Source organism: Agromyces sp. GQ35 (assembly GCF_059758475.1).
The window spans coordinates 1,941,665-1,966,940 of sequence record NZ_JCAXEO010000001.1 but is presented as its reverse complement, the minus strand read 5'-3'; the positions used below and the strand labels follow the sequence as shown (position 1 = coordinate 1,966,940).

Here is a 25,276-nt window from a genome sequence, read left to right as displayed (position 1 = left end):
TCCCCGAGCGGCGGAGCAGCTCGGGCGAACGGATGCCGGTCGCGCCCCTAGCTCGCCGCGCCGCCGTCGGCCTCGCGCTTGAGCCGCTCGAGCTCGGCTCGGCGCTGGTAGTACTCGATCTCGCGGTCGAGCTCGGCGAGCTGCTGCTCGGTCGAGCTCACCTGCGGTGCCGGCGGCAGCGGGTTCGGTCGCGAGCGCTGCGCCATGAGCGATCCGATGCCCTCGGTCGACGCCGCAGCGCCGTACTCGCGGCCGATGATGAACCACAGCAGCGTGCCGATGAGCGGAAGCAGGATGACGAGGAGGATCCACCCGAACTTCGGCAGGTGTCGCACCTGCGAGTCGTCGCGCATGATGATGTCGATCAGCGCGATCACCATTGCAGCGACGAGGATCACAGGGAAGACGGCGGCCATGGCCGTCAGCATATTGGGCGGCGTGCGGCGAGCGCTACGAAGCGACCCGTCGTGCCACTTCGCCGACGTGCCCCATGAACGCCTCGAGGTCGGGTTCGTCTGAGGTGGGCTGCAGCACGACGGCGTCGACGCCGACGTCGAAGAACCGCCCGGCCGCTTCGGCGACGACGGATGCATCGCCGACGGCGGCCAGGCGCTGGTCGAGCGGCATGTTCCATTTCGTGAGTTCGTTCGCGACCCGCGACTCGGCTTCGGCGCCGCCGAAGCCCGCCATGAGGTAGACGACCGTCTCGCTGCGGCCGTCACGGCCGGCGCCCGCACGACCCGCCGCGATCGTCGCGACGGCCTGCGCCGCGCGCTCGACCGAGGTGCCACCCGTGAGCACCGTGCCGTCGGCGACCTCGCCCGTGAGGTGCAGCGTCTTCGGGCCCTCGCCCGCCGCGTACACCTGCGGTGCCGTGGCGGGCGGCCAGTCGAGCCGCACGCGATCGAGCGTGACGTAGCGCCCGCTCGTCGTCACCTCTTCACCGGCGAGCAACTGCCGTAGCGCCGGCACGTACTCGCGCATGAGCGTGAGCGGTGAGGCGACCCGGCTGCCGGTCTGCCCCATCCATCGCTGCACGCCGTGCCCGACGCCCGGCAGCAGTCGACCCGGGAACATGCGATCGATGGTCGCGATCTCCATCGCGGTGATGGCGACGTTGCGCAGCGGCATCGGCGCGACGCCGATGCCGACCCGGAGCCGCTCGGTCCAGGCGAGTGCCGCCGCGGCCGTGGCGAACGCCGACTGCTGAAAGCAGTCTTCCCAGAGCCAGAGCTCGGGAACTCCGCCGGCCTCGGCCGCCTCGACTGCGGACCGCAGTCGCTCGGGTGGGAAGGCGGGCTGGAAGATCGCACCGATTCGTCGCATGGCTCCCACTCTGTCAGCACCCACCGTCGCGGCGCGGTGACACCGGCGTCGGGCATGATGAGGCCATGACCCACACCGACGCACCGACCGCCGCCCCTGCTCCGAGCACCGATCGAAAGCTCCTCGGCCTCATCTCCTTCATCGCCGGCGCCGCCGGGGTCGTGTTGACCAGCATCTTCACTCTCGCGATCCCGTTCCTGGTGCGGAGCGACGTCTCGTCGTACACGCTCGTGAGCGTGCTCGGCATCGGGAGCACCGTGCTCGCACTCGTGCTCGGTCTGGCGGCCCTCATCCTCGGCCTCATCGTGCTGCTCAAGAAAGACGCACCGAGGGGTTTCGCCGCGGCCGGCGCCGCGCTCGGCGGCGCGCAGGTCTTCACCGCCCTGATCAGTTTCGGCCAGACCGCGATGTTCAACTTCATCTGATGCCGGAGTGCGCGGCGCCGAGCAGCGTCAGGGCACGCGGTACCCGGCGGCGCGGAACAGCTCGTACCATTCGGGCCGCGTGAGCGGCACGTCCGAACCCTGAGCCGCGCCGGTGACGCGCTCGGGCGTCGTGGTACCGAGCACGACCTGCATGTTCGCGGGGTGGCGGGTGATCCACGCGGTGGCGATCGCGATGGCCGGCACCGCGTACTTCGCGGCGAGGCGGTCGATCGCGGCGTTCAGTTCGGGATAGTCGGGCGAGCCGAGGAAGACCCCGTTGAAGAAGCCCGCCTGGAACGGCGACCATGCCTGGATGGTGATGTCGTGCAGCCGGCAGTAGTCGACGATGCCGCCGCCGTCGAGGGTGATCGACTGCTCGAGGCCCTGCATGTTCGCTGCGACCCCCTCGGCGATGATCGGTGAGTGCGTGATCGACAGCTGCAACTGGTTCGCCACGAGCGGCTGGCCGACCGACTTCTTCAGCAGGTCGATCTGCCGCGGGGTGTGGTTCGAGACGCCGAAGGCGAGCACCTTGCCGGATGCCTCGAGCTCGTCGAATGCACGGGCGACCTCGTCGGGCTCGACGAGCGCGTCGGGGCGGTGCAGCAGCAGCACGTCGATGCGGTCGGTGTCGAGTGCGCGCAGCGAGCCGTCGACGGACTCGATGATGTGCTCGTACGAGAAGTCGAAGTAGGGGCCGTCTTTGACGATGCCGGCCTTGGTCTGCAGGGTGATCTCGTCGCGTTGCGCCGGGGTCAGCTGCATGGCCTCCGCGAAGCGCCGCTCGCAGCCGTGCAGTTCGTCGCCGTAGATGTCGGCGTGGTCGAAGAAGTCGATGCCGGCGTCGCGGGCGGCGCGAACGAGTTCGCGCACGGCCTCGTCGCTCTTCCGCTGGATGCGCATGAGTCCGAGTACGACGTTGGGTGCGGTGAGGTCGCCGCCGCCGAGGGGAATGGTCTTCACGGTCTGCTCCTGATGTTCTCGGTTCCGGGTGTTGCGGATTCACCCTACGGAGCCGCAAACTAGAAGTCCAACAACTATTGGTGATGCGATTCAGAAGGATTTTAGATAGATGGATCTTCGGCAGATGGAGTACCTCGTGACCCTCGCCGACGAGCAGCAGTTCACGCGCGCCGCGGCCGTGTGCGGGGTGTCGCAGTCGGGCCTGTCGGCCGCGATCCGCGCCCTCGAAGACGAGCTCGGCACCACGCTCTTCAACCGCACGACCCGCCGGGTCGAGCCGACCGATGCGGGAACGGCGCTGCTCCCCCACGCTCGCACGATGCTCGCCCAGGCGACGGCGGCACGAGACGCCGTGGTGCGCGCCACCCATGAGCTGTCGGGCAGCATCCGGGTCGGCGCCGAGCAGTGCCTCGGATTCGTGGACGTCGCGGCACTGCTCGAGCGCGCCCGGCGACGCTACCCCCTGGTCGACCTCGACTTCACCCAGGCCGGTTCGCACGAGCTCATCTCACGAGTGCGCGACGGCAGCCTCGACATCGCATTCGTCGCCGCGGGCGATGGACTCGCGCGAGTGCGCCGCATCGAGCTCGGGCGTCGACCGCTCGTGCTGCTGTGCACTCCGCAGCATCCGCTCGCCTCCGGTGGCGCCCTCGACTGGGCCGACCTTCGAGATCACGACTACGTCGACTTCCAGGAGTCGTGGGCGGTGCGCTCGCTCAACGACGAGGCCTGCCTCAAGCACGGCGTCACCCGGCGCGTGCGGTGCACGGTCAACGACGTGCGCACGCTGCTCGACCTCGTGCAGCGCGGGCTGGGTGTCGCCCTCGTTCCCCAGCACATCGCCGCCAAGCCGCAGGCCGCCGGCCTCGTGGCCGTGCCACTGCCGCCGACCGCACCGCAGTGGGTCGTGTCGGCGATCACGGGCGAGCCGTCCGCGGCATCCGCCTCGCTGCTGCTCGAACTGCTCGATGCGGAGCTCGCGCTGAACGCCTGACTCGCCCCGGCGGCGGCGACCCTTCGGAGTCAGCGACGCGTCACGTACTCCCAGAGGGAATGCAGTCTGCGGCGAAGGCGCGGAACCAAGGTGTCCGTTCGGGCGGGGAGTTCCTGACCGGTACGCAGCAGCGAGCCGTGGTGCTCATCGACCTCGGCGGTCCGCTGGGCGAGGTCGCTCGCGGTGGTGTCCTTGGCGGGGAGTTTGAGGGCGACTTCGGCTCTGATTCCCGCTTGGAGCTGTCGGCCGCGTTCGAGTTCGGCGTTGAACTCCGCTCCGAGCAGCAGTGCGAGGTTCACCAGGAACACCCAGATGAGGAAGATGATCACTCCCGCGAGCGCGCCGAACGTGCGGTTGTAGTTCGCGAAGTTGCCGACATAGAAGCCGAGCCCTGCGGATGCCAGGCCGATGATCGCCACCGCCAGAACCGCGCCGACGCTCAGCCACCGGAAACGGGGCTGACGGATGTTCGGGGTGGCGGAATAGAGCACGGCGATGATTGCGACCACCACTCCTCCGAGGATCGGCCATCTCCCGACATCCCACGCCGCGAGAGCGAACGATTCGATGTCGAGCGCGTCACCGATCGCGTGCGTCAGCGGACCGGAGAGGGCGACGATGACGACGGCGAACAGCGCAAGGACGATGATCAGGAGCGTCACGGCGATCTGCGCGGGTTTGCGCTTCCAGTACGGCCGGCCCTCTTCGACCTCGTAGATCCGGTTCATCACGCGACCGAACGCGCTCACATACGCGGAAGCCGACCAGACTGCCGCCAGGATGCCCACGATGAGCGTGACGCTGGCGGCCGACGTCGTCGCGATCTCGTGAAGCGCCTGCCCGAGCACGTCGGTGACGGCCGCCGGAGCCACCTGGTTCAGGAGTGCGAGGAAGCGGTCGACGACGTCCTCGCCGTCGCCGACGACCCCGACCAGTGACACGGTCGCCAACAGCGCCGGAAACACGGACAACACGGCGAAGAACGTGAGACCTGCAGCAGCGTCGAACGCGCGATCCTGCACGAATTCGTGACGAGCCCGACGGAGCGCATACACCCACGTCTTCTTCCGGATTCGGGTCGGCCACGTCGCCTTGCGTGGATCATCCGACGCCGGAACCTGACCGTCGGGATCTGGGCTCACTGCTCGTGATAGTTCCACGTCAGCCCGCCGTCGATGGTGATCGTGCTGCCGGTCATGTAGGCGGTTCCCGAAGAAACCGCGAAGCTCACCGCCTCGGCGACCTCTTCGGGCGTGCCCATCCGTCCGGCCGGGATGTCCTCGCGGAGCGCCTGCGCCTTCGATGCATCTGCCAGCAGGTTCTCATTGATCGACGTGCGGATGGCTCCGGGGGCGATGTTGTTCACCGTGATGCCGAGTGGTGCGAGCTCCACGGCGAGATCGCGCGTGAGCATCTTCAAACCGCCCTTGCTCGCGCAGTAGCTCGCGAAGTTCGGGAACGGCAGTTCCTCGTGCACCGAGCTGATGTTCACGATGCGCCCGCCACCGCCACGCTCCTTCACGTGGCGGGCGAACGCCTGTGCGACGAAGAACGGGCCCTTGAGGTTGACGCCGAGCACGAGATCGTAGTCGTCCTCTTCGACATCGAGGAACGGGGCGCGACGCTGCACCCCGGCGTTGTTCACGAGTACGTCGATGCGCCCGAATGCCTCGACCCCGGCGGCGACGAGTCGGCGAGCCTCGGCCACCTGACTGACATCGGTCGCGAGGAGCACGGCCTCAGCGCCCGTGGCGCGCAGCTCATCGATGGTCTGCGGAGCGTCAGGGTGATCGGGGAGGTCGGCGACGATCACCGCCGCACCATCGCGCGCGAGCCGAAGCGCGATGCTGCGGCCGATGCCCCGGGCGGCGCCCGTCACCAGCACGACTGTTCTCTGCGATGCCATATGCCTCCGCTCGCCTCGGAACGAGTGAGTCTACGCAACGGGTGTCGCGACGGCACCCCCTTGCCGAGGGCGTCTCGAGCATCCCCGATGCGCCTCCGACCCGAGACTTTCGACCCAGGTCGAAACATTGGCGCACGGATGCCGCGTGGCGCGAGTCTGGTGATCGACGGATGCCACGCGGCATCCGCTTCACCCAAGGGAGCACCGCATGTCATTCCAGGCCTACCTCGACACCATCGAGAAGAAGACCGGTCTCACGCCCCGGCAGCTCGTCGACCTGGCGACCGAGCAGGGCTTCGGCGCGGGCACGAAGGCCACCCCGATCGTGGCGTGGCTGAAGTCCGACTACGGTCTCGGCCAGGGGCACGCGATGGCGCTCGTGCACGTGATCACGAAGGGCCCGCAGATCAGCACGAAGCACGTCGGCACCGATGGAGTGCACCGCGACGCAACCGACACGCTCTGGCTCGACGGCGCTGCGACGAACCCGAACCCGTAGACCTCAGCGGCTGAGGTGGTCGGGCTCCACGATGCGTTCGGGGTCCCATGCCTCGGCCCAGCCGAGTTCGTCGAACATGCGCGAGAGCACGAGGGCGGTGAAGCCCCACACGATGCGGCCGCCGACCGTGAACGCCGGCGAACGGTAGGTGCGGTGCTCCCAGGTGTGCTGCGTGTTCGCGCGATTGGCCGGGTCGAGCATTTCGGCGATCGGCACGCGGAACACATCGACCGACTCGTCATGATCGACGGCCGCGACCTCGGACGGGCGTGTCCACCATGCCGGCACCGGCGTGACGAGATGGTTGCTGATGGGCACTGGCATCGTCGGCAGCGTGCCGAGCGGCTCGATGCCGTCGACGTCGACACCGGTCTCCTCGTGGGCTTCGCGGATCGCAGCGGCGATCGGCCCGTCATCGGATGCCTCGAGCCGGCCGCCCGGGAACGCGATCTGCCCCGCGTGGCTTCGGAGCGTCGCCGCGCGGCGGAGCAGCAGCACGTCGAGGTCGCGAGCGACCGCTGCGCCGGTGCGGGCGGGCACCGCGTCGAGTACGCCGAACAGCACGAGCACTGCGGCGGATCGTGCGGCTGCGACATCCGGCCGTCGAGCCTCACCCGGGTGCCACTCGAGCCCGCGTTCGCAGAGTGCGATGAGCTCGGCGCGAGCGTCGGCGATGGCGTTCACGGTTCCTCCCGAGTACGGCGGAGTGACACGAGGCCATCTTGCCACTTACCCGCTGCTCGCCCGTCGATCGCGGCCAGGCGCGGCGACCGGGCACGCTTCGTCAGCGGCGGGGTTCCGACGTCGACCAGAGCGCGAGCGCCACGAGCAACGGCTGGAACAGCAGTCGGATGCCACGTGCGAGGTCGGAATCGAGGCCGAAGGCTGCGCGCTTCTCGGTGAACTGCGCGATGTTGCCCGGGAAGATCGCGGTGAAGAACGCCGCCACGATCCAGCCGATGCGCCGGCGCTCGCGCGGCAGCGCGACGAGGGCGCCGCCGAGTCCGATCTCGACGGCGCCGGACGCCACGACCACGGCGTCGGCATCCATCGGCACCCACGACGGCACCTGCGAACGAAACTCCTTGCGGGCCCAGAACAGGTGGCTGAGCCCGGCGAAGACGAGCGCAGCGGCGAGCGCGACGCGAGCGATCGTGCGGGGCGCGGTGCTCGCGGGAATGCCGTTTCGTGTCATCTCGACCTCCGGTGCGTGACGTACGCCCACCCTACGTCGGCGCGTTCGGTCGAGGGTTGCGTTGCCGAATCGGCAAGCGGGCGTGCCATTCGGCGGCCGCCTCCGTACGCTCGTGCAGCAGCGGAAGGACGCACCACGATGAGCCGACACGAACACCAGCACGACGAGACAGCGGGCGAGGCGGCATCCGAAGCGACCGAGATGTTCGAGCCGTCGAGCTGGGAGGAGCGGTACACGGGCGACCAGAACATGTGGAGCGGCAGGCCCAACCCGCAGCTCGTCGCCGAGGCATCGAAGCTCGCTCCCGGCACAGCACTCGACGTCGGCTGCGGCGAGGGCGGCGACGTGATCTGGCTCGCGCAGCAGGGCTGGACGGTCACGGGCGCCGACTTCTCGGCCAACGGTCTCGCACGCGCCGCCCGACACGCCGAACAGGCCGGCGTCGCCGACCGCACCGGCTGGTGGCAGGTCGACGCACGCAGCTTCGCGGCCGACGGCCGGTCGTACGATCTCGTCACGACGCACTTCCTGCATCCACCGGACGGCGGAATGGTGGATGTCGCGCGCCGACTGGCGCAAGCTGTCGCACCGGGCGGGCACCTGCTCGTGGTCGGGCACGCGCCGATGGGCGTGTTCACGCACCTGACGAAGGGGCATCGCGACGCGATGTTCCTCGCCGAAGACCTGCTGCCCGCCCTGCCCGCCGACTTCGAGCCCGTCGTGGTCGAGCAGCGCCCGAGAACCGTGGTGCGCGACGGTGTCACGGTCGACGTGCACGACGCCACGCTGCTCGCGCGCCGCCTGCACTAGACGCATCTTCTCGATCTCGCAATCAGCGCGCCGGCGGTCGCGGTGGGCTGACGCTCATTCGTTCTCCGCGGCTTCGCGTCGGCCCTGTCGGCGCTCGACGCGCCTCCGGTCAGCGAGGTGGGCACCACGGAGCGCCTCCAGAGCACGATCGAGCGTCGCGGTCCCGGGGTTCACGACGCATACCCACCCGTACGCGCCATACAGCGGGTGAGGGTTGAACACATCCTCGGCGCTGTAGTCCAGTCCTGCTTCTCTGATCCCCTCGGGCGCGTAGCCGATGAGTTCGGTGAAGATCTGCGATCCGACGTGGATGTTCAGCCGCCAACGATCAGCTGCGTCAAGGCGGGAGTCCGCGTCGTCCAAGTAGTTCTTCGTCACGATCGTGGCGTAGGGCTGACGGTTGCGTGGCACCTTGCCGTCGGGCGCGTAGTAGAAGAAGTAGTCACCCCATGAGATCTTGGGGTGCTCGCTCCCTGGAACGGGCGCGAGCTCGAGGAGGCCGTCGTAGGTTCGGACTTCTGACAGGATCTGTTCGAGAGACATGGTTCAAGTGTGATGTTGAAGTGCTTATGGAGGGTTCTCGCCAGTGAAGGACACCAACGAGTCCGGCTCCGCGCGATACACGACCAGCCGCCTCGCCGCCGTCGCCGGCTACTCCGTGCAGCAGGTCCGTGACCTCGAACGACTCGACGTGATCCCACCGGCAGCACGACAGCCCAATGGATACCGCCAGTTCACCACCGCGCACGTGACCGCGCTGCGTGCATACCGCCATCTGGCGATCGCGGTCGGCCCCGTCATCGCCAGGGCGACGATGCGCGAGATGCGCGATCTGCCCTACGACGAGGCGGTCGCGAGCATCGTCGCACTTCACGTGGACCTCGCCCGCTCCCGTGACGAGACGCTCTCTGCACTCCGTGCTCTCGACAGCATCGTCGACGAAAGCGCCCACGAGGCAACTCCCGCGCCAGAGGATTCGATGAGTATCACCGAACTCTCCGCTGCGCTCGGCGTGCGCTCCTCCACGCTCCGCTTCTGGGAACAGCAGGGGCTGATCACTCCCGAACGTCCAGCGGGCCTCAGCGCACGACGGTATCCGCCCGATGCGATCAGGGACGCCCGCATCGTCGCCTCCCTCCGCGCCGGCGGCTACCGGATCCCGGCCGTGCACGCCGTCATGGCGTCACTGTGGACGGTTCACGACGCGACGGATGCTCGCGACGCCCTCCAGAAGCGCCTGCAGAGCATCGCCGCACAGTCCGAGGCACTGCTCCTGGCCGGCACCGACATCGCCGGCCTCCTGCGTTGATCAGACGTCGATAGCCTCCTGGCCGGCGACGACTCGCGGTGCGCGCCGCGAGCCGCGCTGCTCGGCGCCGCCGGCCGCGTCGGCCGAACGGCCGAGGCAGGTCGAGCCACGCGGCCGATGCCGCGATCGCGCGATGTCGCCAGCATCGAGGCATGACCAATGCATCGAAGCCTCGAGCACCACGACGTCGCCCCGAGTGGCTCGTCCCGGCTGGGCTCATCGCGCTGAGCCTCGTGCCCATGGCGGGCGGGGCGGCGCGGCTCACCGAACTGACGAGTGGCGCGGCGGTGACCGCCGAGAATGCGCGCTTCTTCGACTCGCCGGCGCCGGTGATCGTGCACATCATCAGCTCGGTCGTCTTCCTCGTGCTCGGTGCGCTCCAGTTCGCACCGTCCCTGCGCCGCCGCCGGTGGCACCGCATCGCCGGGCGGATCGTGGCACCCGCTGGTCTCGTCTCGGCGATGTCGGCGCTCTGGATGACGCTGTTCTACGACATACCCGAAACCGGCAGTGGAGTGCTCTTCGCGATGCGGCTCGTCTTCGGCGTGGCGATGGTTGCCGGCATCGTCGTCGCATTCCTCGCGATTCGTCGCGGCGATGTGCGCACGCACAGTGCCTGGATGACCCGCGCGTACGCGATCGGCCTCGGTGCAGGAACGCAGGTGTTCACGTTCCTTCCATGGACCATCGCGTTCGGCGCGCCCGGTGAGCTCGCGCACGCCGCACTGATGGGCGCCGGCTGGGTGATCAACCTCATCGTCGCCGAGTTCGTCATCCGCCGACGGAACCGGCGGCCCACTCGGCCCGCCCGGCCCGCTCACCCCGTCGCGCCGTCACGCGCGCCCGATCGGTCGGCGGCAGCGCGTGCCCGCCTATCATGAGGGCATGACGAGCCCACTCCGCGCGCTGTGGGACGCACCGGCGGCGTCGCCCCGGCCGCCCCGCCGGGTCTGGCGCGACTGGCTCCTCGTCGGCCTGCTTCCGCCCCTCGTGCTGATCGAGGCGGCGGCACGACCCGAGGTTCCGTGGCGGTGGCTCTGGGCCGTGGTGCTCATCGCACTCGTGCCCACCCTGCTGTGGCGTCGCGCCCGCCCGCTGACGATGGTCGCCATCGCCTTCGCGGTGGGCGCGGTCGTCGGCCTGATCGCGGGGGGCGACCCGCAGCTCGTCACGACCGGGTACTTCCTGGTGCTCATCTACTCGGTGATGCGGTGGGGCAGCGGTCGCGCGATGCTGGCGGGCGGTGCGATCGTCGTCGCCAGCACCTTCCTGTCGCTGCCGTACGGCGACATGACGCCCGTCGATCTCATCGGCGGCCTCGCGGTGGTCGTGCTGACGACCACCCTGGGCGTGGCCTTCCGATGGCGCGCCGCGGCGAAGGCACGCGAGCTCGACCGCGTGCGGCTGCTCGAGCGCGAACAGCTCGCGCGCGACCTGCACGACACCGTCGCCCACCACGTATCGGCGATCGCGATCCAGGCGCAGGCGGGCACGGCGGTGGCGCCGCATGATCCGGATGCCGCGGCCGAGGTGCTGCGCATCATCGAAGTCGAGGCGTCGCGCACCCTCGACGAGATGCGCTCGATGGTGGGGGTGCTCAGGCGAGCGGATGCCGCGGAGCTGGCGCCCACCCCCGGCACGCGCGACCTCGCCCTGCTCGCGCGACCGCAGGCGGGCGGCCCGTCGGTCGAGGTGCATGTCGACGGCGAACTGGATGCACTGCCACCGGCAGTCGGCGCCGCGGTGTTCCGGCTCGCGCAGGAGGCCGTCACGAATGCCCAGCGCCACGCGCGGGGCGCGACCCGCATCGAGGTGCGCGTGCACGTCGACGGCGCCGGAGTGCGGCTCGACGTTCGCGATGACGGCGAGCCCGCGGCATCCGCCCTGCCCGGCTACGGCATCACGGGCATGGCCGAGCGCGCCGCCTTACTCGGCGGCACCTGCGAGGCGGGCGCGCTGCCGGGCGGCGGTTGGGCGGTGACCGCGGTGCTGCCGCGGGTGGGATGGGCGGCGTGACTGTGCGGGTGATGATCGCCGATGACCAGGAGCTCGTCCGCGCCGGCCTGCGCATGATCCTGAACGCCCAGCCCGGCATCGAGGTCGTCGGCGAGGCATCCGATGGCGCCGAGGCCGTGGCGCTCGCGCGACGCATCCGACCCGATGTGTGCCTGATCGACATCCGGATGCCGGTGACCGACGGTCTCGAGGCGACCCGGCAGCTCGCGGGGCCCGGCGTCGCCGACCCGATTCCCGTCGTGGTCATCACGACCTTCGACCTCGACGAGTACGTGTACGCCGCGCTGCGCGCCGGCGCCCGCGGATTCCTGCTGAAGAACGCCGGCGCGGTGATGCTCAGCGAGGCGGTGCACGCGGCGGCACGCGGCGACGCGCTCATCGACCCGAACGTCACCGTGCGGCTCATCGAGGCGTTCGCGGGGTCTGCCGGGCCGGCTGGCGCCGCGCACGAGCCGCCGGCCGGCCCCTCGTCGCCGCTCACCGAGCGCGAGGAGGACGTGCTCGCGGCTGTCGCGCGCGGCCTCGGCAATGCCGAGATCGGCAGCGAGCTGCACATCTCGCTCAGCACGGTGAAGACGCACCTCGCGAGCCTCATGTCGAAGATCGACGCCCGCAATCGCGTCGAGCTCGCGATCTGGGCCCATGAACGTCGCGTGCCGAAGTCTCGCCCATAGAATCTCAGGGTGCAGATCGGTCGCGGCGCCCAGGTGATCCGGGCGCTCGCCGTCGCCGGCTCCGCGATCCTCTTCGCCTCGCTCGCGCACACGGTCGGCGGTGGCGCACCGCCAGGGGCCGTGACGATCGCGTTGGCACTGGCGTTCTCGGCACCGTTCGCGATCGTCATCGTCGGCGGCCGGCAGAGCACGCCACGTGCGGCGCTCGCCGCCGTCGCCGCACAGCTCGCGCTGCACGCGCTCTACTCGCTGACCCCGAGAGCGAGCGCGATCGCCGCCGCGCCGGGGCTGACTCCGGCCGACCGAGCGCACCACCACTCGACCGACACCGGGATGCTCCTCACGACCGCCGCCCCCGTGCACGACTCACACTTCGGCCCGGCGATGCTCGTGGCCCACGCGGTCGCCGCCGTGCTCACGATCCTCGCGGTGGTACTCGCCGATCGCGTGGGCGCCGCCGTGCGCTTCGCCGCGCGCGGCATCCGCACGGCCTGCGTCATGCTCGCCGCCCCCCTCGTGCCGCCGCTGCGCGCGCACCTCGCGCCCGCAGCCCCGCGCGAGGTCGGCCCCGACGCCACGTCACTGCGCTGCACCGCCCTGCGATATCGCGGACCACCACGTCAGCGCCGCGCCGCCCTCGCAGCGGCACGCTGACACATCCGTATTCGCGAACGCTCCGAACCACACCTCGACGGTGTGCGCGTTCGCACACCCTGAAAGCAGAGACATGACCCGCAAGATCCGCACGACCCTCGCCGCCGCCCTCGCCCTCGGCGCGGGCACGGCCCTCGCCCTCGCCGCCCCGCTCGCGGCGAGCGCCCACGTCGGCGTCGACTCCACCGAGACCGCTGCCGGCGCCTACACGGTGCTGAGCTTCGGCATCCCGCACGGCTGCGGCGAGAGCCCGACCACGAAGCTCACGTTCACGATGCCCGACGGCGTCGACCGGGTCACGCCGACCGTCAACCCCGGCTGGACGATCGAGAAGATCGTCGAGCAGCTCGACGCACCCCGCAAGGACTCGCACGGGGCGAACATCACCGAGCGCGTGAGCTCGGTCGTCTACACGGCGGTGACCCCGCTGCCGAGCGAACTGCGCGACGAGATCGCCCTCTCGCTGCAGCTGCCGGCGGATGCCGCGGGCGAGACGCTCGCCTTCCCGGTGCTGCAGGAGTGCGCCGAGGGCCAGACCGACTGGAGTGACGTCGCCGAAGACGGCGAGGAGGAGCCCGAGCACCCCGCTCCCGCGATCACGGTCACCGAGGCGACGGGCGACGGCCACGGCGCGGCGGTCGCAGCGGATGCCTCGGCCGAGCACGGGTCCGAGACAGCGGGTTCGTCGGGGTCGACGAACGCCGACGGCTCGACCGACGACGCGCTCGCACGTGTGCTCGGCGTCGGCGGGCTGCTCGTCGCCGCGGTCGGCATCGTGCTCGCGATCACTGCAGGACGGGCCAAGAAGCAGGCGTAGCCTTCGACTCGACATGAACGCCCGGCCCTCCTCGCGAGGACCGGGCGTTCGGGTCTGGTCTCGATACGCGCTTCGCGCTACTCGACCGGCGTGATGACGCCCTCGAAGCGACTGGGTGATTGTGCGCGGCGGCAGACCGGAGCATCCTGAATGTCATGAGCGACCGCGAAGAGTTCCTGGTCTGGCTGCACAGCGAGTTCGTGCGGGCCGAGCGCGCCATGTTCAACGGCGACGACGGTCCGCGCCGCGTGATCTGGTCGGAGGGCGAGCCGGTCAGCGTGCTCGGCGCGTGGCGCAACGCCGCCGATCGCGCCGAACTCGTCGAGGCGTTCGAAGAGCTCTCGGCGAGCTTCTCGAACTGCACCGACTACGCGTTCGAACTGATCGCCTTCGACGTGCGCGGTGAGATGGCCTACACCGTGGGCTACGAGCGCGTCTCGGCGTCGATCGACGGCGAGCCGCGCACCTTCACCCTGCGCGCGACGCAGGTGTACCGCGTCGAGCCCGCCGGCTGGCGCATCGTGCACCGGCACGCCGACAAGGTCGGCTAGCTCGCGCCGTTCGGGCGCGGTCTCCTCGCGCCGCCCTCCGCGCTTACCGCGAACGCACGGTGTAGTGAAGATGCGTCGTTCTCGGCGAAGGCTCTGCACGGACCAGGTCGAGCGCCACTCGGCTCGCATCCACACCCTCGAACAAGCGGACTCCTGAGCCGAACAGCACGGGCGAGAGCGCTACATGGAACTCGTCGATCAGGCCGGCGTTCACGTACTCGACGATCGTCTGGCCGCCGCCCGAGACACGGACATCTCGGTCGCCGGCCGCCTCGCGAGCCTGGTCGAGCGCGGACTCGATTCCGTCGTTGACGAAGTGGAAGGTGGTTCCGCCCTGCCGCACCCAGGGTTCGCGCTTCTCGTGCGTCACGACGAACACCGGCGTGTGGAACGGGGGCTCCTCGGGCCACATCTGCTCGCCGGCGTCGAACATGCGCTTGCCCATCACGCTTGCGCCCGTGCGCTCGAACGTCTCCCGCACGATGTCGTTGTCACGCCCCTCCTCTCCCCCCGTGCCGAGCTTGAGGTTCTCGCGGAAGAACCGCTGCCTGAAGACCCACCGCTGCAGTTCCATCCATTGCTGCCCCATCAACTCGTCGGGGGAATCGGGCGCGATGAACCCGTCGAGCGACATCGACACGCTGAAGAACATCGTTCCGGCCATCAGCGCCCCGCTCCCTTCCGCACGATCTCTGCGACGTAGTCGGCCAGGTTGCCGAGGGTCTGCTGACCGCCCTCGATGGCGCCGAACTTCTCGATCGCCTGGTCGCGCAGCTCTGTGCTGGGGAACACCGTGACCATCTCGATGCGGGTCGTCTCCCCGTCGGGTTCGAACGTGAGCACCGACTCGAACGCATTCGGGTCACCGCGGTGTTCGCCATGGAGCATCGAGATCCGCTCGGGCGAGACGATCTCGGTCCAGGTGATCCACTCGCTGTAGTCGGTGCCGTCGGGTCCGTGCATCACGAAGTCCCAGTCGCCGCCGACGCGGAACTCGAACGACCGCGTCGTGGTGGTGAACCCGTTGGGTCCCCACCACTGCGACAGGTGCCGCACCTCGGTGAACGCCTCGAACACGAGCTCGCGCGGGGCGTCGATCATTCGGGAGATCACGATCTCGCGGTCGGCGGTCGCGGACTGCGCCTGCGCTGCTCGTCCGGTTGTCTGCATCAGCTACTCCTTCTGCCGTTCCTGTTTGAGTTCTTGCACGTACGCGTCCAGCCGGTCGAAGCTCTCGTTCCAGAACTGCTCGAATCCGCCGGTCCACTCGTGAACCGTTCGCAGTCCACGGGCGTCGAGGTCGTACAGGCGTTGCTTGCCCAGCCGGCGATCCCGCACCAACCCGACCTCTCGGAGCACCCGGAGGTGCTTGGACGCCCCGGGCTGGGTCAACCCGAGCGCGTCGGCGACCTCGGTCACCGGCCGCTCGCCGGCCCGCAGCAGCGCCAGGATGTCGCGGCGGTGTGGTTCGGCGATCGCGTTGAAGACGTCTGAGGTCGTCGCTGCTCGTGCCATGACCACAACATATACCCATATCGGCAAGTGTTGCAACGGGCCTTCCGATCGAACCGGCCTCGGACGGCGAACGGCGATCGCGAACCGCGAGCTCGCCGGCACCGACGACGGATGCCCCGAACCGAGACCGGTTCGGGGCATCCGTCGACTGCGAAGCGCTGCGCTTTCGAGCGTCAGGCTCGCTGACGCCGTCGCGCGAGCACCAGCATTGCCGCGCCGAGGGCGACGGCGAGTGCCGCGAACATGCCGAACGAGAGCAGGGCGGAGTCGACGCCGGTCGATGCAAGCGCGCCGGCCGAGTCTGAACCCGATCCCGCCTGGCCGCCGCCGTTGCCACCGCCGCCGGGCGTTCCGGGCTGCCCGCCGGGCTCGCCGCCGGGCTCCCCGCCGGGCACTGCGGCGCCGGGCACCGTGCCTGCGCGCAACGCAGCGGGCTGCTCGCCGTCGGCGAACCACCAGACGGGGCGCGCCGTCGCCGCGGCATCCGCTGCTGCACTGACGCGAGCGAGCGGCGCCGCGGCGGCCTCGTCGAGCGTGCCGGCCGCTGCAGCGTCCGCAACCGTCGACAGTGATGCCGGCGCCGTGGCGAAGCCCTCGTTGTTGAGGTTCGGCATGCCGGCGGGGCGAGCGAAGAGCTCGATCGTCGGCGCGGATCCGGTGAAGGCGATGCGGGCGCCGCGGCCCTCGCAGCCGTTGTCGCAGATCGCCCACAGCTCGTCGAGCACGGTGTCGTAGTCGAGCGCCATCACGCCGCCGAGGCCGGGGTCGATCGCCGCGACCTGCTGGCTCGTTCCGTCGGCGTTGAGGGCGTAGGCGTAGACGACGCCGTTGTCTTCGACGGCGACGAAGAACAGCCCGTCACCGTGGCCGGGGTAGGTGGCCGGGTCGTAGGGTGCGCTGGTGTTGGCGTCGACGAGCAGGCCTTCGAGCGCGGCATCCGGCACCCATTCGACGGCTTCGAGACCGGTGTTCGCGGCGACCTGCGGCAGTGATGCCGTGAGGTCCCACTCCTGTTCGGCGACGACGTCGGGGCCCGCGGCCTCGGGGTCGAGCGCGAGGATGACGTTCTGGTTGACGCCCTTGTTGGAGTTGTCGCGCTCGGAGGCGATGTAGAGCCGCCCGCCGTCGTCGACGGTGATGCCCTCTGCGTCGGGTCCGGCCGCGGCGGCGTTGCCGGCGTCGCGCTCGAATCGCACGCGCTTGCCCGCGCTCCAGCCGTCGGCGAAGGCGACCGAGCCGTCGGCGCTCGCGTCGAGCTTCCAGAACATGCCCGTGCCGTTGTCGACGGCCCAGAGCACGACGCCGTTCGCCGTCTGCTGCACGTCGAGGCCCGAGGAGTCGCCCTCGAACATCTGCGTCTCGTCGATCACGGTGACGTCGGCAGCGCCGGGCCACACGCTCACGGTGGGGTCGGGCTCGCCCGGGCCGCCGGTGCCGCCACAGGCGTTCGGCTGTGCCTTGGTGGCGACGGATGCAGCGGCGAACTCGCCGGTGCCGTCGGGGCAACGCGCCCACGTGACCGCGGCGTGGTCGGCCCACGAGTACTCCACGACCGTGAGGCCGGCGGCATTGCGGATGGTTGCGACATCCGCTCCCCCGAGCCCGAAGCCGAAGTGCGTGCCGCCGTCGAAGACGAAGAAGGCGCCGGGGGCGAGCGTCGTGCCGGCCGCGACGGGCGTGACGTCGGCGGCGTGTCCGATCGGGTCGCTGTCCATGAGCGTCCAGCCGGTGAGGTCGACGGGCTGCGAGCCGGTGTTGACGACCTCGACCCAGTCGGTCGCGTCGCCGTTCGACTCGACCTCGTTGATGGCGACGGCCGGCAGCACGCAGGTGTTGGGCTGGCCGGGCGTCGCCTCGGCGAGCGCGAAGGCGCCGGTCGCGTCGGGGCAGCGAGCCCAGCTCGCGATCGCCTCGTTGCCGTCGATGGCCGGATGCCCCGTCCACGAGTACGTGTCGAGCTGCTTGCCCGCGTCGTCGTACAGCCGGATGGAGTCCGACCCGCCGATGCCGATGGCCGCCTGGAACTGCTGTGCCGCCCCGTTCGTGTCGACACCGGGAGTGGATGCCTCGACGACGAGTCGTGCGCCGGCCGCGATGGTCGAGCCCGCCGCGAAGAACCAGCGGTGGTCGTCGGAGTTGTCACGGATCTCGTAGCCCGACAGGTCGAGGTCGCTCGTGCCGGGGTTGATCAGCTCGATCCAGTCGGCCGGGCCCGAGTCGATCTCGTTGAGCAGCACGCTCGCCGGCACTTCGGGCGCGGTGCAGACGTTGGCTGCGCCGAGGGTGACCTCGGTCGCGTGGGCCCACTCGCCGCCGTCGGCGCAACGCGACCAGTCGCTGAGCGGTGCGGTCGCCTCGTACGGATGGTTGTCGATGACCGCTCCGGATGCATCGAGGAGCACGACCTCGTCGCCCTTGCCGAGCCCGAACGGGAAGCCGAGCGGCGTGGCATCCTTCGCGAGCACGAGGTAGCCGCCGGGCGCGATCGTCGTCCCGGCCGGGATGGTGCCGGTCTTCAGCGGGTCGCGGTCTTCGTCCTGCACCTTCCAGTCCGACACGTCGACGGCTGCCGCAGACGTGTTGTACAGCTCGATCGCGTCGGAGGGCGATCCGTCGTACCAGATCTCGTTGATGACGACGCCGGGCTCGGCGCCGAGGGCGATCGACGGCGTCGCGGCGATCGCGATTCCGGAGGCGGAGACCGCGAGCGCGGCGAGGATCGCGGCGCTCCTGCGGACGGGACGGGTCAACGACATGCGGGCGCTCCTGTCGGGCTGAACGGGGGTCGCTCGTACTCGACCGCTCGCAGATGACGAGAATCCGGCCGGCCGGTGAACGAGCGGTGTCCGTCCCATGGCGGGAGCGCAGTGCGCCCCGGCGCCGTGATGGCGCGAACCGCGAATCCCTTGCACGTCGTTCACGGCACCTGCCGCCGTCCTCGCCGTGGGTACTCCGGCGGAGGCGGCAGAGGCCGGCGCCGCGGCCTACACCGCTTCGCAGACCTCGCGGAACAGGGCGGCATGCACCCGGTTCCATTCTTCGGTGACCGGCTCGGGCCACGACGAGAACTTGACGATGACGGTGCCGCTCGGCGGGTCCACCCAGATGTACTGGCCGTGGATGCCGACCGCGTAGATGTTGCCGCGATCGTTGCCGGTGACCCACCACTGATTCGTGTACGACCCGTGCGGGTGCACCCGCTGGAAGATCGACCCCGCAGCGGCATCCGCATCGCCGCCGGCCATCGTGCGCCGCACCCAGTCGGCCGAGACCACTCGGCGCCCGTCGATCTCGCCGTCGCCGAGCAGCAGTCGGCCGACGCGAGCGGCATCGCGTGCGGTGCACGAGATGCCGCCGTTCGCGAAGCCGAAGCCGCCGGAGTCGATCGTGATGGTGGCGTCGTCGGCGCAGCCGAGGTGCGACCAGAGTTGCGCTGAGACGGCGTCGGCGTAGCGGCGGCCAGTGACGTTCTCGATGAGCCACGCGAGCACGTCGGTGCCCGCCGAGCAGTAGCGGAACACGCGGCCGTGATCGCCGCCGCCCTGCAGTGAGGCGAGGAACTCGTAGGTATCGGCCGGGTCGCCGTCGCTGCGGGTGCGCCAGCCGGCCACCCGGTCTTGGGCCTGCACGTGCGAGGCGGGGTCGCGGTAGTTCTCGTCGTAGTCGACGTCGACGGTCATGTCGAGCACCTGCTGTACGGTGGCGTCGCCGAACGCCGAATCGGCGAGCGCGGTGACATAGTGGTCGATGCGCCGGCCCGGGTCGATGAGTCCAGCGTCGACGAGCGTGCCGATCGTCAGCCCGCAGATCGATTTCGACACGCTCATCAGCAGGTGCCGGTCGCGCATCGCGAAGCCGTCACGATACTGCTCCGCCACGACCGTGCCGTCTCTCCTGACGACGAGGAATGCGTCGGTGTAGGAGTCGGCGAGGCGACGGTCGAGATCGCGGATCCCACGGCGCAACCGGTCGAGTCCCACGGCGCGTTCTGCTGTGGCCTCGTCGCCCTGCCGGGCGATCGCCACCGTCGGCACGAACTCATCGACGTGTGCGAGCGCCCATCGGTTGTGGGGGGCGTCCTGCCAGGTGTCGAGGGTCGGTTCGCCGGTGGGAGCATGGTCGTGCCGAGGCAGGTGGGCGTCGATACGGCTTGCTCGGCCGAGGAGGTCGGTCACTGGAGAGTGCTCTTTTCGCTCTGGTTGTTCTTCTGGGGTGCTGGTCGGGCCACGGGCGTCGCGATCGCGCCGGGTGTCGGCGGCATCGCCGCGAGCAGCCGCTGCGTGTACTCGTGCCGGGGTTCGACGAGCACCGTGCGCGCCGGGCCGACCTCGACGAGCGCCCCGCTGCGCATGACGCCCGCCGTGTCGCTCATGTACCGCACGACGTCGAGGTCGTGCGAGATGAGCAGGTAGGTCAGCTGGTACTGGCTGCGCAGCCGCTGCAGGAGGTTCAGCACCTGCGCCTGCACCGACACGTCGAGGGCGCTCGTGGGCTCGTCGAGCACGAGCAGTTTGGGCCGGGTTGCGAGTGCCCGGGCGATGCCGACGCGTTGGCACTGCCCGCCCGACAACTGGTGGGGCAGGCGCGTGGCGTGGGCGGTGGCGAGTCCGACCTCGTCGAGCAGTTCGTCGACGCGGGCTTCGATGGCGCGACGCCGGAGGTCGGTGTGGGTGCGCAAGGGCTCGGCGATGGAGTCGCGAACGGTGAGTCGCGGGTTGAGCGCCGCGACCGGGTTCTGGAACACCATGCCGGTGCGGGCGCGCAGCCGGCGCAGCTCGCCGCCGCGCAGGCGGCCGATGTCGTTGCCGTCGACGCGGCTGACGCCCGACGTCGGCTCGATGAGCCGCAGCGCGCACCGAGCGATCGTACTCTTGCCCGAACCCGATTCGCCCACGAGGCCGAAGGTCGTGCCCTCTTCGACGTCGAAGGAGACGCCGTCGACGGCGCGCACCTCGTTGCCATGCGACCGGTAGACCTTGACGATGCGATCGAGGCTGAGGATGGCGCTCATCGCTCGCCCACCCGGATGCAGGCGACCTCGTGCAGCGGTGCGACGGGTTCGAGTTGCGGGTCGGTCGTGCGGCAGCGATCGACGGCTCGGGCGCAGCGGTCGGCGAACGCGCAGCCGGCGATTCCGAGCAGGTTCGCCGGCACGGAGCCGGGGATCGCGTCGAGCGGTTCGCCCGGCAGGTGCCGCGCGGGCAGCGCCCCGAGCAGCCCGATGGTGTACGGATGCGTCGGGCTCGACAGCACCACCTCGGTCGGCCCCGACTCGACCACACGGCCGGCGTAGAGTACTGCGACGCTGTCGCAGACCTCGCGCACGACGCCGAGGTTGTGGGTGATGAGCAACACACCGAACCCGAAGCGGTTGCGCAGCGACAGCACGAGGTCGAGGATCTGCTTCGCGATCGTGACGTCGAGCGCCGTGGTGGGTTCGTCGAGGATGAGCAGCTTCGGTTCGCAGAGCAGCGCCATCGCGATCATCGCGCGCTGCAGCATGCCGCCCGAGAGCTCGTGCGGGTAGCTGCGGAAGATGCGCTCGGGGTCGGGCAGGCTGACCTGCTCGAGGTAGTGCAGGATGTGATCGGTCGCCTCACGACGGCTGAGCTTGCGGTGCCGGGCGACGACGTCGCGCATCTGCCGGCCGAGCGTGAACACGGGATTGAACGCGGTGCCGGGGTTCTGGAACACGATCGAGATCACGTCGCCGCGGGCGGGCGATGGCCGGTCGAAGCGCTGTTCCTCACCGTCGAGCACGATGCGTCCGCTCGGCTGTGCGCCCTTCGGCAGCAAGCCCAGCACGGCCAGCCCGGTGAGGCTCTTACCGCACCCTGTCTCACCGACGATGCCGAGCACCTCCCCCGGCGCGAGTGAGAGGGTGATGCCGCGGATCGGGCGGTTGGTGAGCGCGCCGCGCTCGGCGAAGTCGATGCGGAGATCATCGACGAGGAGCAGTTCGTTCATCGCTTCACCTGCCGTGGGTCGAAGAGGTCGCGGAGGGCGTCGCCGAGCAGGTTGAAGCCGAGCACGGTGACGAAGATGGCGAGGCCGGGGAAGGTCGAGATCCACCAGGAGGTGAAGATCGCGCCGCGGCCCTCGGCGACCATGAGGCCCCAGTCGGGGGCGGGCGGCTGCGCGCCGAGACCGATGAAGGCGAGCGATCCGGCGGCGAGCACCACGCTGCCGATGTCGACGGTGGCCTGCACGAGCACTGGGGTGAGGCAGTTGCGCAGGATGTGCCGCGGCAGGATGCGCCACATCGGCACCCCGATCGACCTCGCGGCCTCGACGAACGGTCGGTCGCGAAGCGTTCGCGCCTCGGCCCGAACGAGCCGCGCATACCAGGGCCACCAGCAGATCGCGAGCGCGAGGGCCGCGTTCGTGAGGCTCGGCCCGAGGATCGCGACCGTCACCATGGCGAGCAGCAGCGGCGGGAAGGCCTGGAAGACCTCGGTGATGCGCATGAGCACTTCGTCGAGCCATCCGCCTCGGTAGCCGGCGATGGCGCCGAGCGGAATGCCGACGAACGCAGCGATCGCGACGACGAGCAGCGAGATCGTGAGTGCCGGTCGCGCCCCGATGATCACGCGGCTCAGGATGTCGCGGCCGAGCTGATCGGTGCCGAACAGGTGTGCGGCACTCGGCGCGAGATTGCGGTCGCCGACGTTGGTTTCACCGAACCCCTGCGCAGGGAAGGGTGCGACCCACGGGCCGAACACGGCGAGGAAGATCGTGAGCAGGATGAGCGCGAGGCCGAGAGCCGCGAGGAGATCGGTGCGCAGGACCCGGCCGATGCGGGCGATCGTGCCGTCGCCGACCGGCACGAAGCGCGGCAGGTCGACGGCAGAAGCGGAGCTCATGCCGGACTCCCTTGATTGTCGAGTCTCACTCGGGGGTCGAGCCTGGCCTGGATCAGGTCGACGATGAGGTTCGCGATGAGATAGCCGATGGCGCCGAGCAGCGTGATCGCCATGATGGCCGGGTAGTCGACGGCGAGCATCGCGGCCGTCGCGAATTGCCCGATGCCCGGCCAGTTGAAGACGACTTCGACGAAGAACGTACCTGTGAGCGCGTAGGCCGTGGCGAGCCCGATGATCGTCAGGGTGGGCGGCATCGCATTCTTCAGCGCGAGCCTCCACCGGATGACGCCGTCGCGGAGCCCGTAGGCGTTTGCGGTGAACACGTAGTCCTGGCCGAGCACCTCGAGCATCGAGGCGCGGGTCATGCGGGCGACGAGGCCGAGCGGATATGCGGCGAGGGTCAGCGCCGGTAACACGAGGTGTGCGAGGCCGTCGGCGTATGCCGTCCAGTTGCCGGTGATGACACTGTCGAAGAGCGGGAACCCGGTGACGCTCGTGATGGGGCTGGTGTACTCGACCGCCTTGCTGAACTGCCCGGTCGCCGGCAGCAGGCCGAGGCGGCCGACGAACACGACCTGCAGCAGCAGGCCGAGCCAGAACGCCGGCATCGACACTCCGCCGATGGAGAGGAAGCGAATGCTTCCGTCGAGAAGCTTGCCCGGCCGGCGGGCCGCCAGCACACCGAGCAGGATGCCGAAGACGACCGCGATGAGCATGGCGGCGAACAGCAGTTCGAGTGTGGCGGGCAGTCGGGCGGCCAGCTCGTCGAGGACGGGCCGCTTGGTGGCGAGCGAGTTGCCCCAGTCGCCGGTGAGGAGTCCGCCGAGGTACGCGAAGTACTGCACGATGAGGGGTTGGTCGAAGCCGAGCTTCTCGCGGATGCGTTCGAGCTCGTCGGGCGGTGCCTTCGGGCCGGCGTAGACGACAGCCGGGTCTGAGGGGATCACTCGCGCGAGCACGAACACGATCACGGTGAGCACGAGCAGGACGATGACGGCTGTCCCGAGCCGGTTGGCGATGAAGCGCCACATGGTGACTCCTGAGGGGAGCGCCGGGCGGGCTCGGTGAGCCCGCCCGGGCTGGATTCATTCTGCGGGCTGGATCGGGGCGAAGAACGTCGTGAACGGGTAGTTCTCGTTGAAGTCCCCGACCGAGAGCCCTGGTGGCACCACGGTGACCGACTGTGCGTCGTAGAGGTACGCACCGGGGGCCTGTTCGTAGAGCATGCCCATAGCTTCCTCGTACTTCGCCTGTGCAGCGTCGCGATCGCTGCCCGTCAGCGTGCCCGCCTCATCGACGAGCGCGTCGTACTCGGGACTGTTCCAGTAGCTGAGGTTGAAGAACGGCGCCTCGCTCGAGTGGAACAGCGAGTATAGGTTGTCGGCGCCCGCGTCGCTGTAGGTCGGCCAGTAGTAGACGACGAAGATGTCCTGCGCCGTCGCCGGGTCGGCCTTCGCGTTCTCCCACTGCTGGTTGAACAGTTCGGCGCGCACGTCGACGGTCACGCCGATCTTCGCGAACGCATCCTTGATGAGCGGCACGAAGCGGGCTTCGGCGGAGTTCTCCGAGGCGTACGTCAGCGAGAGGGTGAGGCCGTCGGCGTGACCGGACTCGGCGAGCAGCGCGGTCGCCTTGTCGAGGTCCTGTGTGTATTGCGGTACGTCTTCGGAGTACGGGAAGATGCCCTTCGGCACCGGGCCGTGCGATTGAGTGCCGTAGCCTTGGCCGCCCACCTCGATGATGTCGTCGTAGGGAATCGCGTAGCTGAGCGCCTGGCGCACCTTCGGATCGTCGAGCGGCGGCCGCGTGGTGTTGAAGTAGGCGAGGAAGTTGAACGGCGAGTTCGCCACCTTCACCTCGGCTCCGAGCTCGGCTGCCACGGAGTCGATGTTCTCGAGCGGCAGGTTCGTGGCGAGGTCGACTTCGCCCGCCGTGAGCATCTGCTGGGCGGTCACCGCGTCGGGCGTGATCGAGATGTCGACGATGTCGTAGTGCGACGCGGCATCCTCGTTCCAGTAGTCGTCATAGGCGGCGAGCACGACCTCCTCGCCCGGCGTGTACTCCTGGACCGTGTAGGGCCCGGTTCCGGCGTCGATGCCGGCTTCGAAGTACTCCTCGTCGGCGGCGGCGGCCTCGAGCGCCTTCGGTGAGACGATCCACGCGCCGTAGGTCGAGGCCGCGATGAGGTCCATCGGAGCGGCGTAGGCCAGGTGCATCACGGCGGTCGAGTCATCTGTCGCCTCGATGCTCTCGAGGGGCGCCCAGATGAAGGAGGCGCCGCCGTGGTCCTTGGCGGCCTCGATGCTGGCCACGACCGCGGCCGCGTCGACGTTCTCGCCGTCGTGGAAGGTGACGCCCTCGCGGATGTGGAACGTCCAGGTGAGCCCGTCGTCGCTGACGTCCCACGATTCGGCGATGCCGGGGGTGAAGGGCTCGTCGGCGCCTTCGGCGTTCTTCCAGAGCAGCGGCTCGTAGACGTTGCCAAGATAGAGCGCCTCGGTCGAGAACGAGCGCACCGGGTCCCAGGTGGTGATCGCCGCCGAGGCCGCGACCGCGAGAACGGAGGTGTCGGATTCGGATGCCGCGCCCGAGACCGTGCATCCGGCGAGACCGGTGACACTGAGTGCGGCGAGGGCGGCGAAGCTGATCGCGCGTTGGGAACGCGCTCGGGTGACTGCCATGTCTGCCTCCAGGAATGGGTTCGCCGAGGGGGCGAAGTTGGGCCAGTCTATGGACGGGGAGGCATAACAGGCCAATAC

General features: G+C 69.7%; 29 protein-coding genes. 11 read left to right on the top strand and 18 right to left on the bottom strand.

The window, feature by feature from the left end; all coding sequences use genetic code 11:
• Positions 1 to 47: 47 nt before the first annotated feature.
• Positions 48 to 416: a PLDc N-terminal domain-containing protein gene (locus AC6CH0_RS09155; protein ID WP_498099933.1), complete on the bottom strand. Its 369-nt coding sequence runs from the start codon at positions 414 to 416 to the stop codon at positions 48 to 50.
• 34 nt (positions 417 to 450) lie between these two features.
• Complete coding sequence (locus AC6CH0_RS09150) at positions 451 to 1,326, bottom strand: LLM class flavin-dependent oxidoreductase (protein ID WP_498099931.1); 876 nt, start codon at positions 1,324 to 1,326, stop codon at positions 451 to 453.
• Between the two features lie 65 nt (positions 1,327 to 1,391).
• On the opposite strand from AC6CH0_RS09150, the gene AC6CH0_RS09145 reads away from it, so the two are divergent.
• A complete protein-coding gene (locus tag AC6CH0_RS09145; protein WP_498099929.1) occupies positions 1,392 to 1,751 on the top strand; it encodes a hypothetical protein in 360 nt (119 codons plus the stop codon).
• A 27-nt stretch (positions 1,752 to 1,778) separates the two neighbouring features.
• On the opposite strand, the gene AC6CH0_RS09140 is transcribed toward AC6CH0_RS09145, so the two are convergent.
• Entirely contained in the window at positions 1,779 to 2,714 is a 936-nt protein-coding gene (locus tag AC6CH0_RS09140) for an aldo/keto reductase (RefSeq protein WP_498099927.1), read from the bottom strand.
• Between the two features lie 109 nt (positions 2,715 to 2,823).
• On the opposite strand from AC6CH0_RS09140, the gene AC6CH0_RS09135 reads away from it, so the two are divergent.
• Complete coding sequence (locus tag AC6CH0_RS09135; RefSeq protein WP_498099925.1) at positions 2,824 to 3,708, top strand: LysR family transcriptional regulator; 885 nt, start codon at positions 2,824 to 2,826, stop codon at positions 3,706 to 3,708.
• A 29-nt stretch (positions 3,709 to 3,737) separates the two neighbouring features.
• On the opposite strand, the gene AC6CH0_RS09130 is transcribed toward AC6CH0_RS09135, so the two are convergent.
• Positions 3,738 to 4,763 carry a YihY/virulence factor BrkB family protein gene (locus tag AC6CH0_RS09130; protein ID WP_498099923.1) on the bottom strand — a complete coding sequence of 342 codons (1,026 nt, stop codon included), beginning with the start codon at positions 4,761 to 4,763 and terminating at the stop codon, positions 3,738 to 3,740.
• 83 nt (positions 4,764 to 4,846) lie between these two features.
• Positions 4,847 to 5,587, bottom strand: coding sequence for an SDR family NAD(P)-dependent oxidoreductase (locus tag AC6CH0_RS09125; RefSeq protein WP_498099921.1), 741 nt, complete (start codon positions 5,585 to 5,587; stop codon positions 4,847 to 4,849).
• A 235-nt stretch (positions 5,588 to 5,822) separates the two neighbouring features.
• Between AC6CH0_RS09125 and AC6CH0_RS09120 the strand changes: the two genes are divergently transcribed.
• Positions 5,823 to 6,113, top strand: a complete 291-nt coding sequence (locus tag AC6CH0_RS09120) for a DUF4287 domain-containing protein (protein ID WP_498099919.1) — start codon at positions 5,823 to 5,825, stop codon at positions 6,111 to 6,113.
• Positions 6,114 to 6,116: 3 nt separating this feature from the next.
• Here the strand turns inward: AC6CH0_RS09120 and AC6CH0_RS09115 are convergent, their stop codons facing one another.
• Positions 6,117 to 6,797 (bottom strand): NUDIX hydrolase, encoded by a 681-nt coding sequence (locus tag AC6CH0_RS09115; RefSeq protein ID WP_498099917.1) that lies wholly within the window; start codon positions 6,795 to 6,797, stop codon positions 6,117 to 6,119.
• 100 nt (positions 6,798 to 6,897) lie between these two features.
• Positions 6,898 to 7,308 (bottom strand): DoxX family protein, encoded by a 411-nt coding sequence (locus AC6CH0_RS09110; protein ID WP_498099915.1) that lies wholly within the window; start codon positions 7,306 to 7,308, stop codon positions 6,898 to 6,900.
• 138 nt (positions 7,309 to 7,446) lie between these two features.
• Between AC6CH0_RS09110 and AC6CH0_RS09105 the strand changes: the two genes are divergently transcribed.
• Positions 7,447 to 8,118 (top strand): class I SAM-dependent methyltransferase, encoded by a 672-nt coding sequence (locus tag AC6CH0_RS09105; RefSeq protein ID WP_498099913.1) that lies wholly within the window; start codon positions 7,447 to 7,449, stop codon positions 8,116 to 8,118.
• Positions 8,119 to 8,172: 54 nt separating this feature from the next.
• Here the strand turns inward: AC6CH0_RS09105 and AC6CH0_RS09100 are convergent, their stop codons facing one another.
• Positions 8,173 to 8,661: a DUF6194 family protein gene (locus tag AC6CH0_RS09100; RefSeq protein WP_498099911.1), complete on the bottom strand. Its 489-nt coding sequence runs from the start codon at positions 8,659 to 8,661 to the stop codon at positions 8,173 to 8,175.
• A 43-nt stretch (positions 8,662 to 8,704) separates the two neighbouring features.
• On the opposite strand from AC6CH0_RS09100, the gene AC6CH0_RS09095 reads away from it, so the two are divergent.
• The 7 genes from AC6CH0_RS09095 to AC6CH0_RS09065 all read left to right on the top strand — a co-directional run bounded on the left by AC6CH0_RS09095 (position 8,705) and on the right by AC6CH0_RS09065 (position 14,139).
• Positions 8,705 to 9,427, top strand: a complete 723-nt coding sequence (locus AC6CH0_RS09095) for a MerR family transcriptional regulator (protein WP_498099909.1) — start codon at positions 8,705 to 8,707, stop codon at positions 9,425 to 9,427.
• A gap of 152 nt (positions 9,428 to 9,579) precedes the next feature.
• Entirely contained in the window at positions 9,580 to 10,308 is a 729-nt protein-coding gene (locus tag AC6CH0_RS09090) for a DUF2306 domain-containing protein (RefSeq protein WP_498099907.1), read from the top strand.
• A 4-nt stretch (positions 10,309 to 10,312) separates the two neighbouring features.
• Positions 10,313 to 11,443 (top strand): sensor histidine kinase, encoded by a 1,131-nt coding sequence (locus tag AC6CH0_RS09085; protein WP_498099905.1) that lies wholly within the window; start codon positions 10,313 to 10,315, stop codon positions 11,441 to 11,443.
• On the top strand, positions 11,440 to 12,117 hold the full coding sequence (locus tag AC6CH0_RS09080) for a response regulator transcription factor (protein ID WP_498099903.1): 678 nt from the start codon (positions 11,440 to 11,442) through the stop codon (positions 12,115 to 12,117). The genes AC6CH0_RS09085 and AC6CH0_RS09080 overlap by 4 nt, the downstream gene beginning before the upstream one ends.
• A 9-nt stretch (positions 12,118 to 12,126) precedes the next feature.
• Entirely contained in the window at positions 12,127 to 12,771 is a 645-nt protein-coding gene (locus AC6CH0_RS09075; RefSeq protein WP_498099901.1) for a hypothetical protein, read from the top strand.
• Positions 12,772 to 12,844: 73 nt separating this feature from the next.
• A complete protein-coding gene (locus AC6CH0_RS09070; protein ID WP_498099899.1) occupies positions 12,845 to 13,588 on the top strand; it encodes a YcnI family copper-binding membrane protein in 744 nt (247 codons plus the stop codon).
• A 155-nt stretch (positions 13,589 to 13,743) separates the two neighbouring features.
• Positions 13,744 to 14,139, top strand: coding sequence for a YybH family protein (locus AC6CH0_RS09065; protein ID WP_498099897.1), 396 nt, complete (start codon positions 13,744 to 13,746; stop codon positions 14,137 to 14,139).
• Between the two features lie 43 nt (positions 14,140 to 14,182).
• Here the strand turns inward: AC6CH0_RS09065 and AC6CH0_RS09060 are convergent, their stop codons facing one another.
• The 10 genes from AC6CH0_RS09060 to AC6CH0_RS09015 all read right to left on the bottom strand — a co-directional run bounded on the left by AC6CH0_RS09060 (position 14,183) and on the right by AC6CH0_RS09015 (position 25,198).
• Entirely contained in the window at positions 14,183 to 14,803 is a 621-nt protein-coding gene (locus AC6CH0_RS09060) for a dihydrofolate reductase family protein (RefSeq protein WP_498099895.1), read from the bottom strand.
• Complete coding sequence (locus tag AC6CH0_RS09055; protein ID WP_498099893.1) at positions 14,803 to 15,309, bottom strand: SRPBCC family protein; 507 nt, start codon at positions 15,307 to 15,309, stop codon at positions 14,803 to 14,805. Before AC6CH0_RS09055 ends, AC6CH0_RS09060 begins: the two co-directional genes overlap by 1 nt.
• Positions 15,310 to 15,312: 3 nt before the next feature.
• Complete coding sequence (locus tag AC6CH0_RS09050; protein WP_498099891.1) at positions 15,313 to 15,654, bottom strand: ArsR/SmtB family transcription factor; 342 nt, start codon at positions 15,652 to 15,654, stop codon at positions 15,313 to 15,315.
• A 173-nt stretch (positions 15,655 to 15,827) separates the two neighbouring features.
• Positions 15,828 to 18,410 carry a lamin tail domain-containing protein gene (locus AC6CH0_RS09045; protein ID WP_498099889.1) on the bottom strand — a complete coding sequence of 861 codons (2,583 nt, stop codon included), beginning with the start codon at positions 18,408 to 18,410 and terminating at the stop codon, positions 15,828 to 15,830.
• 228 nt (positions 18,411 to 18,638) lie between these two features.
• Entirely contained in the window at positions 18,639 to 19,829 is a 1,191-nt protein-coding gene (locus tag AC6CH0_RS09040) for a serine hydrolase domain-containing protein (protein ID WP_498099887.1), read from the bottom strand.
• Positions 19,826 to 20,665 (bottom strand): ATP-binding cassette domain-containing protein, encoded by an 840-nt coding sequence (locus AC6CH0_RS09035; RefSeq protein ID WP_498099885.1) that lies wholly within the window; start codon positions 20,663 to 20,665, stop codon positions 19,826 to 19,828. Before AC6CH0_RS09035 ends, AC6CH0_RS09040 begins: the two co-directional genes overlap by 4 nt.
• Entirely contained in the window at positions 20,662 to 21,621 is a 960-nt protein-coding gene (locus tag AC6CH0_RS09030; RefSeq protein WP_498099883.1) for an ABC transporter ATP-binding protein, read from the bottom strand. Before AC6CH0_RS09030 ends, AC6CH0_RS09035 begins: the two co-directional genes overlap by 4 nt.
• Positions 21,618 to 22,517, bottom strand: coding sequence for an ABC transporter permease (locus tag AC6CH0_RS09025; protein WP_498099881.1), 900 nt, complete (start codon positions 22,515 to 22,517; stop codon positions 21,618 to 21,620). The genes AC6CH0_RS09030 and AC6CH0_RS09025 overlap by 4 nt, the downstream gene beginning before the upstream one ends.
• Positions 22,514 to 23,548, bottom strand: coding sequence for an ABC transporter permease (locus tag AC6CH0_RS09020; protein ID WP_498099879.1), 1,035 nt, complete (start codon positions 23,546 to 23,548; stop codon positions 22,514 to 22,516). The genes AC6CH0_RS09025 and AC6CH0_RS09020 overlap by 4 nt, the downstream gene beginning before the upstream one ends.
• A gap of 54 nt (positions 23,549 to 23,602) precedes the next feature.
• The gene (locus tag AC6CH0_RS09015) at positions 23,603 to 25,198 is read right to left on the bottom strand and encodes an ABC transporter substrate-binding protein (RefSeq protein WP_498099877.1); all 1,596 of its coding nucleotides are present in this window, start codon (positions 25,196 to 25,198) and stop codon (positions 23,603 to 23,605) included.
• Between the last annotated feature and the right edge of the window lie 78 nt (positions 25,199 to 25,276).